The organism is Streptomyces endophyticus (genome assembly GCF_035798155.1).
Lineage (GTDB): Bacteria > Actinomycetota > Actinomycetes > Streptomycetales > Streptomycetaceae > Streptomyces > Streptomyces endophyticus.
In genome coordinates this window covers 1-12535 of record NZ_JAOZYC010000149.1, presented here as the reverse complement: position 1 = coordinate 12535, position 12535 = coordinate 1, and the positions used below count along the sequence as shown (strand labels likewise).

Annotated in this window: 11 protein-coding genes; 7 read left to right on the top strand and 4 right to left on the bottom strand. The window is 70.6% G+C overall.

The annotated features are described in order from the left end of the window. Positions 1–2: 2 nt before the first annotated feature. The gene (locus OKJ99_RS28900; RefSeq protein WP_326020782.1) at positions 3–899 is read left to right on the top strand and encodes a LysR family transcriptional regulator; all 897 of its coding nucleotides are present in this window, start codon (positions 3–5) and stop codon (positions 897–899) included. Positions 900–968: 69 nt separating this feature from the next. Here the strand turns inward: OKJ99_RS28900 and OKJ99_RS28895 are convergent, their stop codons facing one another. Further along, on the bottom strand, positions 969–1310 hold the full coding sequence (locus tag OKJ99_RS28895; RefSeq protein WP_266713167.1) for a WhiB family transcriptional regulator: 342 nt from the start codon (positions 1308–1310) through the stop codon (positions 969–971). A 393-nt stretch (positions 1311–1703) separates the two neighbouring features. Between OKJ99_RS28895 and OKJ99_RS28890 the strand changes: the two genes are divergently transcribed. From OKJ99_RS28890 to OKJ99_RS28875, 4 genes are all read left to right on the top strand, one after another. Continuing rightward, entirely contained in the window at positions 1704–2315 is a 612-nt protein-coding gene (locus OKJ99_RS28890) for a response regulator transcription factor (protein WP_003948568.1), read from the top strand. A 276-nt stretch (positions 2316–2591) separates the two neighbouring features. After that, entirely contained in the window at positions 2592–3179 is a 588-nt protein-coding gene (locus OKJ99_RS28885) for a sigma-70 family RNA polymerase sigma factor (RefSeq protein WP_266713169.1), read from the top strand. A 128-nt stretch (positions 3180–3307) separates the two neighbouring features. Continuing rightward, entirely contained in the window at positions 3308–4816 is a 1509-nt protein-coding gene (gene guaB / locus OKJ99_RS28880) for an IMP dehydrogenase (protein ID WP_326020777.1), read from the top strand. Positions 4817–4936: 120 nt separating this feature from the next. Then, on the top strand, positions 4937–6061 hold the full coding sequence (locus OKJ99_RS28875; protein ID WP_326020775.1) for a GuaB3 family IMP dehydrogenase-related protein: 1125 nt from the start codon (positions 4937–4939) through the stop codon (positions 6059–6061). A gap of 111 nt (positions 6062–6172) precedes the next feature. On the opposite strand, the gene OKJ99_RS28870 is transcribed toward OKJ99_RS28875, so the two are convergent. Both OKJ99_RS28870 and OKJ99_RS28865 read right to left on the bottom strand, forming a co-directional pair. After that, complete coding sequence (locus OKJ99_RS28870; RefSeq protein WP_326020773.1) at positions 6173–6751, bottom strand: hypothetical protein; 579 nt, start codon at positions 6749–6751, stop codon at positions 6173–6175. A 61-nt stretch (positions 6752–6812) separates the two neighbouring features. Then, positions 6813–8066, bottom strand: coding sequence for a nucleotide sugar dehydrogenase (locus tag OKJ99_RS28865; protein ID WP_326020771.1), 1254 nt, complete (start codon positions 8064–8066; stop codon positions 6813–6815). 323 nt (positions 8067–8389) lie between these two features. On the opposite strand from OKJ99_RS28865, the gene OKJ99_RS28860 reads away from it, so the two are divergent. Continuing rightward, a complete protein-coding gene (locus OKJ99_RS28860; protein WP_326020769.1) occupies positions 8390–10096 on the top strand; it encodes a glycerol-3-phosphate dehydrogenase/oxidase in 1707 nt (568 codons plus the stop codon). Between the two features lie 91 nt (positions 10097–10187). Here the strand turns inward: OKJ99_RS28860 and OKJ99_RS28855 are convergent, their stop codons facing one another. Then, on the bottom strand, positions 10188–11189 hold the full coding sequence (locus tag OKJ99_RS28855; RefSeq protein WP_326020767.1) for a serine hydrolase domain-containing protein: 1002 nt from the start codon (positions 11187–11189) through the stop codon (positions 10188–10190). Positions 11190–11329: 140 nt separating this feature from the next. Between OKJ99_RS28855 and OKJ99_RS28850 the strand changes: the two genes are divergently transcribed. Then, on the top strand, positions 11330–12535 hold a 1206-nt coding region (locus OKJ99_RS28850; RefSeq protein ID WP_326020765.1), incomplete at its 3' end, for a serine/threonine-protein kinase.

Below are 12535 nucleotides of genomic sequence, written 5' to 3'. Positions count from 1 at the left end.
GGGTGATCGAGGCCCGTCATCTCCGTGTCCTGCGCGCCGTCGCCGCCACCGGCTCCTTCTCCGCGGCGGCCCGCGAGCTGGGCTGCACCCAGCCCGCCGTGAGCCAGCAGATGAAGGCCCTGGAGTCCTCGGCCGGCACCCCGCTGCTCATCCGCACCGGCCGCGAGATGCGCCTGACGCAGGCCGGCGAGGCCCTCGTGCGGCACGCGTCGGGCATCCTCGCCGGGCTCACCGCCGCCGAGGAGGAGATCGCCGCGATCGCGGGCCTGCGGGCCGGTCGGGTCCGGCTGGTCTCGTTCCCGAGCGGCAGCTCGACGCTCGTCCCCACCGCCCTCGCCGCCCTGCGCGCCGAGCACCCCGGTACGCGCGTGTCGTTGGTCGAGGCCGAGCCGCCCCGCTCCGTGGAGATGCTGCGCGAAGGAGACTGCGACGTCGCGCTCGCGTTCCGGTACGAGGGGGCGCACGCCGGCGAGGACTGGGACGACCTCGTCGTGCGGACGCTGTTCGCGGACCGGCTCGTGGGCCTCGTCCCCGAGGGACACGCGCTGGCCGGAGCCGGCTCGGTCACCATCGACGCGTTCGCGGACGAGCCGTGGATCGCGGGCTGCCCGCGCTGCCGCCGCCAGCTGGTCGAGGTGTGCAGGGGCGCGGGGTTCGCGCCGCGCATCGACTTCGCGACGGACGACTATCCGGCGGTGGTCGGGCTCGTGAGTGCCGGGCTCGGCGTGGCGGTCCTCCCCGAACTGGCCATCGAGTCTGTTCGCCCCAAGGGTGCACGCACAGTAACCGTCGAGCCCGCCGTGCGCCGCGAGATCGTCGCACTCACCCTGCCCGATCTGGCCCAGGTGCCCGCGGTCGGCGCGACCCTCGACCACCTCGCGAAGGCCGCGACACGCTGAACGCGGAGGCGGGCGCGGCTCGGCGCGCCGGCCCCCGCAGGTCGTTCAGATGCGTGCAGAAACGTTCCTTCAGTTGTGTGCGCCGCTCGTGGCGGCCTGTCCTCCACTCGGGGCCGACGCCGTGACGAGCCGATTGCGGGCCCGCCCCATCAGCTCTTCGCGCTCATCCTCTGTGAGGCCGCCCCACACGCCGTACGGCTCGCGCACCTGTAGGGCGTGAGCAGCGCACTCCGCGCGCACCGGGCACCTCATGCAGACCTCCTTGGCCGAGTTCTCGCGGGCGCTGCGTGCCGCCCCGCGTTCGCCCTCCGGGTGGAAGAAGAGCGAGCTGTCCACCCCGCGGCAGGCCGCGAGGAGCTGCCAGTCCCACAGATCGGCGTTCGGTCCGGGAAGGCGGGAGAAATCTGCCATTGCTGTGTCCCCTTGTAGCCGTTCAGACGCGGATACGGTGCCCATGACCGTACATCTACTGTCTAAGGAGATGAAAATATGACTCATTGCGAATCTAGCTACAGACACCAGTAAAAGGAAGGAAAACCTTCCAAATGGGGCATAGCTTGTGATGAAACGTTGTGGGTATGTCGCGCTGTCCGCACCGTGTTCGCGCCCTCACGTAGAGTGCCGAAGGAGGTCGTCCGACCCGTAACTCTTTCGAGTGACCGTCGTTGAGAAGTGCGGAGGCGGTTGAATGAACAAGCGCTCGGGCAGGTGTCCGATTGCCTTGTTGAGTGTCGACCGCACAGGTGACGATTCGTACACAGCCTGGAGGCTCAAGGTGACGCGCATCAGCTGCGGAGGACGGTCATGACATCCGTCCTCGTCTGCGACGACTCCCCGCTTGCCCGAGAGGCGCTGCGCCGCGCGGTCGCGACCGTGCCCGGCGTCGAGCGCGTGACGACCGCGGCCAACGGCGAGGAAGTACTCCGCCGCTGGGGCGCCGACCGCTCGGACCTGATTTTGATGGACGTACGCATGCCCGGTCTGGGCGGCGTCGAGACAGTGCGGCGGCTGCTCTCCGCCGATCCCGGTGCGCGCATCATCATGCTCACCGTGGCCGAGGATCTGGACGGCGTGGCCCTCGCGGTCGCCGCCGGCGCCCGCGGGTATCTGCACAAGGACGCCTCGCGCGCCGAGCTGCGGGCCACGGTGACGCAGGCGCTCGCCGACCCGACCTGGCGGCTCGCCCCGCGCAGACTGCGCTCGGCCGAGATGGGGGCCGCCCCCACGCTCACCGCGCGCGAGATCCAGGTGCTCGAGGGCATGAGTCACGGACGGTCCAATGCCGAGATCGGGCGTGAGCTGTTCCTCTCCGAGGACACGGTCAAGACGCACGCGCGTCGCCTGTTCAAGAAGCTCGGCGCCTCGGACCGTGCGCACGCCGTGGCGCTCGGCTTCCGCTGGGGTCTGGTTCGCTGACGAGCCGCTGATCGGCACACCCCCGCGCCCTCCGGGGCGCGGTGGACCGGCCGTGAGGGACGCCGCTCCGGCCCGTCGCGCAGCGACTTTTCGACGCTTCGCGCGCGATGCCGCATCCTTGGGGGTGTGGAGTTCCTCGGGGACGAGTCGGGCGAGCAGGGTCAGCGAGAGGGGAGGGCGCAGGAGATGAGTTCCGGCGCACCTGCTCATAACGCTTCGGTGCACAACTACGGGCACGGTGTCACGGACCGGAAGGTGTCGGGGCACCATGGACCGATGCGTGACGACGAGGCAGCGACTCCCCAGGGGGTCATCGGTACGCTCGTCGGCCGCGCCGTGGACGGCGACGAGCAGGCCACGCACGATCTGCTCGCGCATGTCCATCCCCTCGCGATCCGTTACTGCCGCACGCGTCTTTCCCGGCTTCCGGGCGACGCGCGGCACTTCGTGGAGGATCTCGCCCAGGAGGTCTGCGTCGCGGTGCTGCTCGCGCTGCCGCGCTACAAGGACACCGGGCGGCCCTTCGAGGCGTTCGTCTTCGCCATCGCCGCGCACAAGGTCGCCGATCTCCAGCGGGCGGCCATGCGCGGGCCCGGATCCACGGCCGTGCCGTCCGACGAGATGCCGGAGCGGCCGGACGACTCCCTCGGTCCGGAGGAGCGGGCGCTGTTGAACAGCGACGCCGCGTGGGCGAAGAAGCTGCTCGCCAACCTTCCGCAGAACCAGCGGGAGCTGCTCCTGCTGCGCATCGCCGTCGGGCTCACCGCCGAGGAGACCGGGCAGATGTTGGGCATGTCACCCGGCGCCGTGCGCGTCGCGCAGCACCGGGCGCTGAGTCGGCTGCGGGCGCTCGCCGAGCAGTAGCGCAGAGCCTCGGCGACGCACGTGTGAACGTCCAAAGAATGCCGATGATCTTGATCGTGGAATGAGACGCCCTTGCGGGCCGTTAGCATGGACATCCGCACCGATCAAGGCCATTTGGGGAAGGTGTCATGACTGCAAACGTCGACGGAGTGCCCGAGAAATTCGCGACACTCGGGCTGACCTACGACGACGTACTGCTGCTGCCGGGCTCGTCGGACATGGCGCCCGACCAGATCGACACCGCCTCGTACGTCTCGAAGAACGTGCGGGTGAACATCCCGCTGCTGTCCGCCGCGATGGACAAGGTCACCGAGTCCCGCATGGCGATCGCCATGGCGCGTCAGGGTGGCGTGGGTGTCCTGCACCGCAACCTGTCGATCGCCGACCAGGCGAACCAGGTGGACCTCGTGAAGCGCTCCGAGTCCGGCATGGTCACCGACCCGATCACGGTGCACCCGGACGCGACGCTCGCCGAGGCCGACGCGATCTGTGCCAAGTTCCGCATCTCCGGTGTCCCGGTGACCGACCCGGCGGGCAAGCTGCTCGGCATCGTCACCAACCGCGACATCGCCTTCGAGAACGACCGCAGCCGTCAGGTCCGCGAGGTCATGACACCGATGCCGCTCGTCACGGGCAAGGTCGGCATCTCCGGCGTCGACGCCATGGAGCTGCTGCGCCGCCACAAGATCGAGAAGCTTCCGCTGGTCGACGACGCGGGCACCCTCAAGGGCCTCATCACGGTCAAGGACTTCAAGAAGGCCGAGCAGTACCCGAGCGCCGCGAAGGACTCCGAGGGCCGGCTGCTCGTCGGTGCCGCGGTCGGCGTCGCCGGTGACTCCTACGAGCGCGCGCAGGCGCTGATCGAGGCGGGCGCCGACTTCATCGTCGTCGACACCGCGCACGGCCACTCGCGGCTCGTCGGTGACATGGTCGCCAAGATCAAGTCCAACTCCGGCGGTGTCGACGTCATCGGCGGCAACATCGCCACCCGTGACGGCGCCAAGGCGCTCATCGACTCCGGCGTGGACGGCATCAAGGTCGGTGTCGGACCGGGCTCGATCTGCACCACGCGCGTGGTCGCCGGTATCGGTGTCCCGCAGGTCACCGCCATTTACGAGGCGTCGCTCGCCGCCAGGGAGGCCGGTGTCCCGGTCATCGGCGACGGCGGTCTGCAGTACTCCGGTGACATCGCCAAGGCGCTCGTCGCCGGCGCCGACACCGTGATGCTCGGCTCGCTGCTCGCGGGCTGCGAGGAGTCGCCGGGCGAGCTGCTCTTCATCAACGGCAAGCAGTTCAAGTCGTACCGCGGCATGGGCTCGCTCGGTGCCATGCAGACGCGTGGTGACCAGAAGTCCTTCTCCAAGGACCGGTACTTCCAGGAGGGCGTCGCCTCCGACGAGAAGCTCGTGCCCGAGGGCATCGAGGGCCAGGTGCCCTACCGCGGCCCGCTGTCGGCCGTCGTGCACCAGCTCACCGGCGGCCTTCGCCAGTCGATGTTCTACGTCGGCGGGCGCACGGTTCCGGAGCTGCAGTCCAACGGCAAGTTCGTCCGGATCACCTCGGCGGGCCTCAAGGAGAGCCACCCGCACGACATCCAGATGACGGTCGAGGCGCCGAACTACAGCCGCAATAAGTAACAGCAGGTCAGGCGTGGTGGGGCGGCCTCGGGATCACCGGGGCCGCCCCACACGTGTGTGTCAGGGATACTGGACAGGCAAGGCCCAAGTGGGACCCAGATGTGAAAGGCGCCCCCCAACGTGACTGAGATCGAGATCGGGCGCGGCAAGCGCGGCCGCCGCGCGTACGCCTTCGACGACATCGCCGTCGTTCCGAGCCGGCGCACCCGCGACCCGAAGGAGGTCTCGATCGCATGGCAGATCGATGCCTACCGCTTCGAGCTGCCGTTCCTGGCCGCGCCCATGGACTCCGTCGTCTCGCCGGCGACCGCGATCCGCATCGGTGAGCTGGGCGGGCTCGGCGTGCTGAACCTCGAGGGCCTGTGGACCCGTTACGAGGACCCGCAGCCGCTGCTCGACGAGATCGCCGAGCTGACGCCCGAGGCCGCGACCCGCCGCCTCCAGGAGATCTACTCCGCGCCCATCCAGGCCGACCTGATCGGGCAGCGCATCAAGGAGGTGCGCGACTCCGGTGTCGTCACCGCCGCCGCGCTCTCCCCGCAGCGCACCGCCGAGTTCTCCAAGGCGGTCGTGGACGCGGGCGTGGACATCTTCGTGATCCGCGGGACCACGGTCTCCGCCGAGCACGTCTCCGGTGCCGCCGAGCCGCTGAACCTGAAGCAGTTCATCTACGAGCTGGATGTCCCGGTCATCGTGGGCGGCTGCGCCACGTACACGGCCGCGCTGCACCTCATGCGGACCGGCGCGGCGGGTGTGCTCGTCGGCTTCGGTGGCGGCGCCGCCCACACGACGCGCAATGTGCTCGGTATCCAGGTGCCGATGGCCACCGCGGTGGCCGATGTCGCCGCCGCGCGCCGCGACTACATGGACGAGTCCGGTGGCCGCTACGTGCACGTCATCGCCGACGGTGGCGTGGGCTGGTCCGGCGACCTGCCCAAGGCCATCGCCTGCGGCGCCGACTCCGTGATGATGGGCTCGCCGCTCGCGCGCGCCACGGACGCGCCCGGCCGCGGTCACCACTGGGGCATGGAGGCCGTCCACGAGGACGTGCCGCGCGGCAAGAAGGTCGACCTCGGCACGGTCGGTACGACCGAGGAGGTCCTGACCGGCCCCTCGCACACGCCCGACGGGTCGATGAACTTCTTCGGCGCGCTGAAGCGGGCCATGGCGACGACCGGCTACAGCGAGCTCAAGGAGTTCCAGCGGGTCGAGGTCACGGTCGCGGACGCCACGCACAAGCGGTAGCGCTGGCGCTGTGCCGTAGCGGGAATCGGGTGGGCCCCACTGGAGAGGTGGGGCCCACCCGCTTTTTTGCGCAGTTCCCCGCGCCCCCAAACAGATCAGTTGCCCGCGGCCCTAGGCGGAGGCTCGTTTTGTTGCGCCGAAGGAGGCGATGGCGGCGAGGGCGAAGAAGAGGAAGGTCATGGCGTCCGAGTCCGTCTTCCAGGCCTCGTGGACCCAGTCGAAGTGCTGGAAGAGCAGTTCGGGCACGGAGAACGGCAGCACCTTCGAGCCGATGACGGACTCGCCGAGCAGCTGACCGAGGTAGACGCCCACCAGCGACAGGATCGGGCTGACGACGAGGACCACCGGGTTGTTGCCGCCGACCTTGCCCGCCACGAAGCCGACCACGACACCGACGGCCACGGCCGCGTAGCCGATCTCGCGCTCGATCGCGCCGACGAGGCCGCCGTAGGCGCCTGCGATGACCAGCATCGCCACGAAGCCGGCGAGGATGCCGAGCCCTGCGTTGCCGCGCGCGGGGGCGGGCGGCGGCACGGGGTGGAAGCCGCCCTGCATGCCTTGCATGCCCTGCTGCTGGGGGAACGGGGCGTACGGCTGCTGCTGCGGGTAGCCGTACTGGGGCTGCTGTGGCGGCTGCTGCGGCTGCTTGGCGTACGGGTTGCCGTCGGGTATGTGAGGCGGCTGGGTCATGCGGTCCCCCCGGGATGTGAGCCCTGGCACTGGTGTGCTCAGAGTGGCCGCACATTAGCAGTCAGAGGCGGTGTGCGGCCCCCGCCGGAGTCGCTCCCCTTGTGTCCAGGAGGAGTTGGGCCTTTACGGACAGGCCCTGGAGGTCGTACGTGCGGTGCTGTTGCAGCAGGATCGTCAGGTCGGCGTCGGCCGCCGCCTCGTAGAGGGAGTCGGCGCGCGGGACCGGGCGGTCCAGGACGTTCCAGGACGGGACGTACGGGTCGTGGTAGCTGACGGCGGCGCCGAGTTGCATGAGGCGGGTGGCGATCTCCTCGGCGGGGGCGGCCTGTTGGTCGGCGAGGTCGGGCTTGTAGGTGACGCCGAGGAGCAGGACGCGGGCGCCGCGGGCCGATTTGCCGTGCTCGTTGAGGAGCGTGGCCGCGCGCTGGACCACGTACGACGGCATGTGGTGGTTGACCTGGCGGGCCAGTTCGACCATGCGCAGGGGGCGGGTGGGCAGGTGCGGGCCCGTGAGGTCCTGGGCGAGGGCGTGGCCGCCGACGCCGGGGCCCGGGCGGAAGGCCTGGAAGCCGAAGGGCTTGGTTTCCGCGCAGCGGATGACGTCCCACAGGTCCACGCCCAACTCGTGGCAGAGCACCGCCATTTCGTTGACCAGGGCGATGTTGACGTGCCGGTAGTTGGTCTCCAGGAGGTGGACGGTCTCCGCTTCCCGCGGACCACGCGCGCGTACCACCTTGTCGGTGAGGCGGCCGTAGAAGGTGGCCGCCGACTCGGTGCAGGCGGGGGTGTGGCCGCCGATCACCTTGGGGGTCGACGTGTAGGGGTGTAGACGGTTGCCGGGGTCGACGCGGCCGGGGGCGTGGGCGAGGTGGAAGTCGCGTCCCGCGCGCAGGCCCGAGCCCTCTTCGAGGACGGGGAGGAGGAGCGTCTGCGTGGTGCCCGGCGGCACGGGCGACTCGATGATCACCGTGGTGTGCGGACGGAGCCGGGCGGCGAGGGTGCGGGTCGCCTCGACGACCGGGGTGAGCATCGGCGCCCCGTCCGGGCCCTGCGGGGTCGGGGCGCAGATCACGGCGGTGCGGACGCGGGCGAGTTCGGCGGGGTTGGCCGTGGGGCGGAAGCCCGCGGAGAGCATGCGGCGGAGGTCGGCGGCGGTCAGGGCCGCCGCGTCGCCGCCGCCGGGCAGCCGGCCCGCCGCGAGATCCCGGGCACGGGCCGGATCGTGGCCGATGGTCGCGATCCCGGCCGCAACGGCGGTCTGCGCGAGGGGCAGGCCGAGGTGGCCGAGGCCGATGACGGCGAGGTCTGCGGGCATGGCGGTTGCCGTCCTTTCCCGAGGAGCGGACCGGTCATTAACCGGAGCGGGACGAGGGCGCAAGCCCTGTGGACAGGATGAGCGAGCGCCCTGTCAGACTAGGAGTAAATATGACCGATATGCGGCATTGCATAGCGATGGATTTGCGAGTGTTGCGCCGCGAGTCTCCGCAGGTTGTCCACAGGCGCACGCCCGCTGGTGGCCCGAACCGGTCAGTGGGTGAAGAATCGGGGCATGTAGGAAGAGCGCGATGCGTGCTTCGAGGTGCATGAGGCCGGGCACACCACACGCGTGAGCCACGCCGACGACAGCGGGAGGCAGCAGTGAAGGCAGCGACACTGGGACCCGAGCAGCGTGCGGAGGCCTTGGCGGCCATGGCCGAGCGCGAGCTGGACATTCTCGTGGTGGGCGCCGGAGTGGTCGGCGCGGGCACGGCGCTCGACGCGGTCACCCGCGGCCTGTCCACCGGGATCGTCGAGGCGCGGGACTGGGCCTCCGGCACGTCGAGCCGTTCCAGCAAGCTGATCCACGGCGGGCTCAGGTATCTGGAGATGCTGGACTTCGCGCTCGTCCGCGAGGCGCTGAAGGAGCGCGGACTGCTCCTTGAGAGGCTCGCGCCGCACCTCGTGAAGCCGGTGCCCTTCCTGTATCCGCTGCAGCACAAGGCGTGGGAGCGGGTGTACGCCGGATCGGGCGTCGCGCTGTACGACGCGATGTCGATGGCGCGCGGGCACGGGCGCGGCCTCCCGATGCACCGGCACCTGTCGCGCAAGCACGCGTTGCGGGTCGCCCCCTGCCTGAAGAAGGACGCGCTGGTCGGCGCGCTGCAGTACTACGACGCGCAGATGGACGACGCCCGGTATGTGGCGACCCTGGTGCGGACCGCCGCCATGTACGGCGCCAAGGCCGCCAACCGCGCGCGGGTCACCGGGTTCCTGCGGGAGGGCGAGCGGGTTGTCGGCGCGCGGGTGGAGGACGTCGAGGGCGGCGGTGAGTACGAGATCCGCGCCAAGCAGGTCGTGAACGCGACGGGCGTGTGGACCGACGACACGCAGGCCATGGTCGGCGAGCGCGGGCAGTTCCACGTGCGGGCGTCCAAGGGCATCCACCTGGTGGTCCCGAAGGACCGGATCAACTCGACGACCGGGCTCATCCTCCGTACCGAGAAGAGCGTGCTGTTCGTCATTCCGTGGGGGCGGCACTGGATCGTCGGGACCACCGACACCGAATGGGACCTGGACAAGGCGCATCCGGCGGCGTCCAGCGCCGATATCGACTACCTGCTCGAACACGTCAACTCCGTGCTCGGCGTCCCGCTTTCGCGTGATGACGTGCAGGGCGTCTACGCGGGGCTGCGGCCGCTGCTCGCCGGGGAGTCCGACGCCACCAGCAAGCTGTCACGCGAGCACACCGTCGCGCACCCCGCGCCGGGCCTCGTCGTCGTGGCGGGCGGCAAGTACACGACGTACCGGGTCATGGCCAAGGACGCCGTCGACGAGGCCGTGCACGGGCTCGACCAGCGGGTCGCCGAGTGCGTGACCGAGGAGGTGCCGCTGGTGGGCGCCGAGGGGTACCGGGCGCTGTGGAACGCGCGGGCGCGGATCGCGGCGCGCACCGGACTGCACGTGGTGCGCGTCGAGCACCTGCTGAACCGGTTCGGGGCGCTCGCCGAGGAGGTCCTCGAACTGGTCTCCTCCGACCCGGGGTTGGGCGCGCCCCTCACCGGTGCCGATGACTATCTGCGGGCGGAGGTCGTCTACGCGGCCGCGCACGAAGGGGCGCGGCACCTCGACGACGTGCTGACGCGGCGCACCCGGATCTCCATCGAGACCTTCGACCGGGGGGTGCGGTGCGCGCGGGAGGCGGCGGAGTTGATGGCGCCTGTTCTTGGGTGGGACAAGGATCAGGTGGAGCGCGAGGTCGAGCACTATGAGAAGCGGGTGGAGGCGGAGCGGGAGTCGCAGCGGCAGCCGGATGACCTGACGGCGGATGCGGCGAGGTTGGGGGCGCCGGACATCGTTCCGCTTTGACCTCCGGTGGGGCCGGGTGTGGTGCGGGGGCGCCGGGGTTGCGGTCGCGGGGCTCTGTCCCGGGCCCCGCGCCTCAATCGCCGGCGGGGCTTTAGTCGCAGAACTCGGACGTGAGTATCCGGCGCTCGGAGGCCCCGCTGCCCGACAAAGTTGCGTTTGTCGTGCGGTAGGTGACGACCTGTGAGCCGTCTTTTGTTGCCGCCGCGCGGACGTAGGTATGGGCGATGCGGCCGTTGTGGCCCCAGACCGTGGTGCCGCAGGGGAGTTTCTCCGGGTAGAGGCCCATGCCGTAATGGCCGTTTGCGGGGCGGGTGTTGAGCATCGTGCGGAGGGCCTTCGGTGGGAGCAGGTGGCCTTCCAGGAGTGCGGCGTAGAAGCGGTTCAGGTCGGGGAGTGTGGAGATCAGCTCGCCGGACGCCCCCGCCGTGCGTGGGTCGAGGCGGACCGCGTCGGGGCCGTGCGGGCTCGGGACCGTGGTGCGGGTGCCGGGGAACGTGGTGCCGGTGAGGCGGAGCGGGTCGATGATGCGGCGGCGGGCCTCCGTGGCGTAGGAGTGGCCCGTGACCTGATGGATGATCATGCCCAGGAGTACGTAGTTGGTGTTGGAGTACGACCAGGTGCCGCGCCGTGTCGTCCGGGGCTCGGACAGGGAGAGCGCCGCCACCGCCTTCGGGCTCAGCGGGACATGGCCGCGGGTGGCGGTCGTGAAGTCGTAGAGGCCGCTGGTCTGCGTGAGCAGCGAGCGGACGGTGAGCCTGCGGGTGCCCGTGAGGGAGGGGAGGTAGGCGGTGACGCGTGCGGAGAGTTTCAGGCGGTGTTCCGCGGCGAGTTGGAGTACCACCGTCGCGATGAAAGTCTTGGTGATGCTGCCCGCACGCACATGATCGGCGGGTGTGAGACTGGGGCTGGTGGTGGTGAAGTGGCCGGTGGAGCCGACGGTTGCCAGGAGCGCGGCCGACGGGGCCTTGCCTCGCGTCACGAGCAGCGGAAGAGTGTCGTCCGCGGGTGCCGTCGGGCCCGGCACGCTGTTCTGGGTCAGGCACAGCACGGCCAAGGTCAGCGGTATGGCCAGGAGTGTCCGGAGTACGGGCAACGACGGTCCCTTTCGGCGGCGAGGGCCATCATTGTGGGACGTTCTTGTGCGTGTCGGGTGGGGGTGACCCGGCGCGCGGAGTGGTGGTCCGGTGATGGGACAATGAAGGCTCTGTCAGGGCGGGTTGCTAGAGGGGACGCATGTCGGAGGCGGAGCGGGCGGGCGAGGCCCGTGAAGACAAGGGCACTCGTCAGGATTCCACCGGTCGGGACTCTCAGGGGGCTTCCGTGAAGGACCCGGAGGGCCGGCTGCTCGCCGGCCGGTACCGGCTCGGCGACGTGCTCGGCCGTGGCGGCATGGGCACAGTGTGGCGGGCCAAGGACGAGACGCTCGGGCGCACGGTGGCGGTGAAGGAGCTGCGCTTCCCGAACGCCATCGACGAGGACGAGAAGCGCCGCCTGATCACGCGTACGTTGCGTGAGGCGAAGGCGATCGCGCGGATCCGCAACAACGGCGCGGTGACGGTCTTCGACGTGGTCGACGAGGACGACCGGCCGTGGATCGTCATGGAGCTGGTCGAGGGCATGTCCCTCGCCGAGGCCATCCGCGAGGACGGGCTGCTCGGACCCCGGCGGGCCGCCGAGGTCGGGCTCGCCGTGCTCGACGTGCTGCGCGCCGCGCACGCCGAGGGCATCCTGCACCGCGACGTGAAGCCGTCCAACGTGCTGATCTCCGAGGACGGCCGGGTCGTCCTCACCGACTTCGGCATCGCGCAGGTCGAGGGCGACCCGTCGATCACCTCCACCGGCATGCTGGTCGGCGCCCCCTCGTACATCTCGCCGGAGCGCGCCCGCGGCCACAAGCCCGGCCCCGCCGCCGACATGTGGTCGCTCGGCGGTCTGCTGTACGCGGCCGTGGAGGGCGTACCGCCGTACGACAAGGGGTCGGCGATCGCGACGCTGACCGCCGTGATGACCGAGCCGGTGGACCCGCCGAAGAACGCCGGGCCGCTGGAGCCCGTGATCTACGGGTTGCTGGAGAAGGACCCCGACCACCGGCTCGACGACGCGGCGGCGCGGTCGATGCTCAACGACGTCATCCACGCCCCGGAGCCGAAGCCGGCCCCCGAGCCGGAGCCGGTCGAGGCCACGAAGGTGGTGCCGCTGCCGCCCGTTCCCGCGCCGAAGAAGCGCAAGGAGCCCAAGGAGAAGGGCGCTTCGGCGGCCAGGGCGGCTGCCGCCAGGGCCGCTGCCGCCTCGGCCGCGGCCGGTGTCGCGGCCAGGCGCGAAGAGGCCGCGGAGAAGATGCGCGGCGCCCTGACGAACGTACGCAAGGCGGCCGCCGCCGCGACGGCCCCGAAGGCGAAGTCGGAGGAGCCCGCCGCCACCGCGCCCGCGGGTCCCGCC

Excerpts from the sequence above, each read along its gene's own strand:
- OKJ99_RS28895 (WP_266713167.1), bottom strand. The coding sequence starts at position 1,310 with ATGGCAGATTTCTCCCGCCTTCCCGGACCGAACGCCGATCTGTGGGAC.
- OKJ99_RS28890 (WP_003948568.1), top strand. The coding sequence starts at position 1,704 with ATGACATCCGTCCTCGTCTGCGACGACTCCCCGCTTGCCCGAGAGGCG.
- OKJ99_RS28885 (WP_266713169.1), top strand. The coding sequence starts at position 2,592 with ATGCGTGACGACGAGGCAGCGACTCCCCAGGGGGTCATCGGTACGCTC.
- guaB (WP_326020777.1), top strand. The coding sequence starts at position 3,308 with ATGACTGCAAACGTCGACGGAGTGCCCGAGAAATTCGCGACACTCGGG.
- OKJ99_RS28870 (WP_326020773.1), bottom strand. The coding sequence starts at position 6,751 with ATGACCCAGCCGCCTCACATACCCGACGGCAACCCGTACGCCAAGCAG.
- OKJ99_RS28865 (WP_326020771.1), bottom strand. The coding sequence starts at position 8,066 with ATGCCCGCAGACCTCGCCGTCATCGGCCTCGGCCACCTCGGCCTGCCC.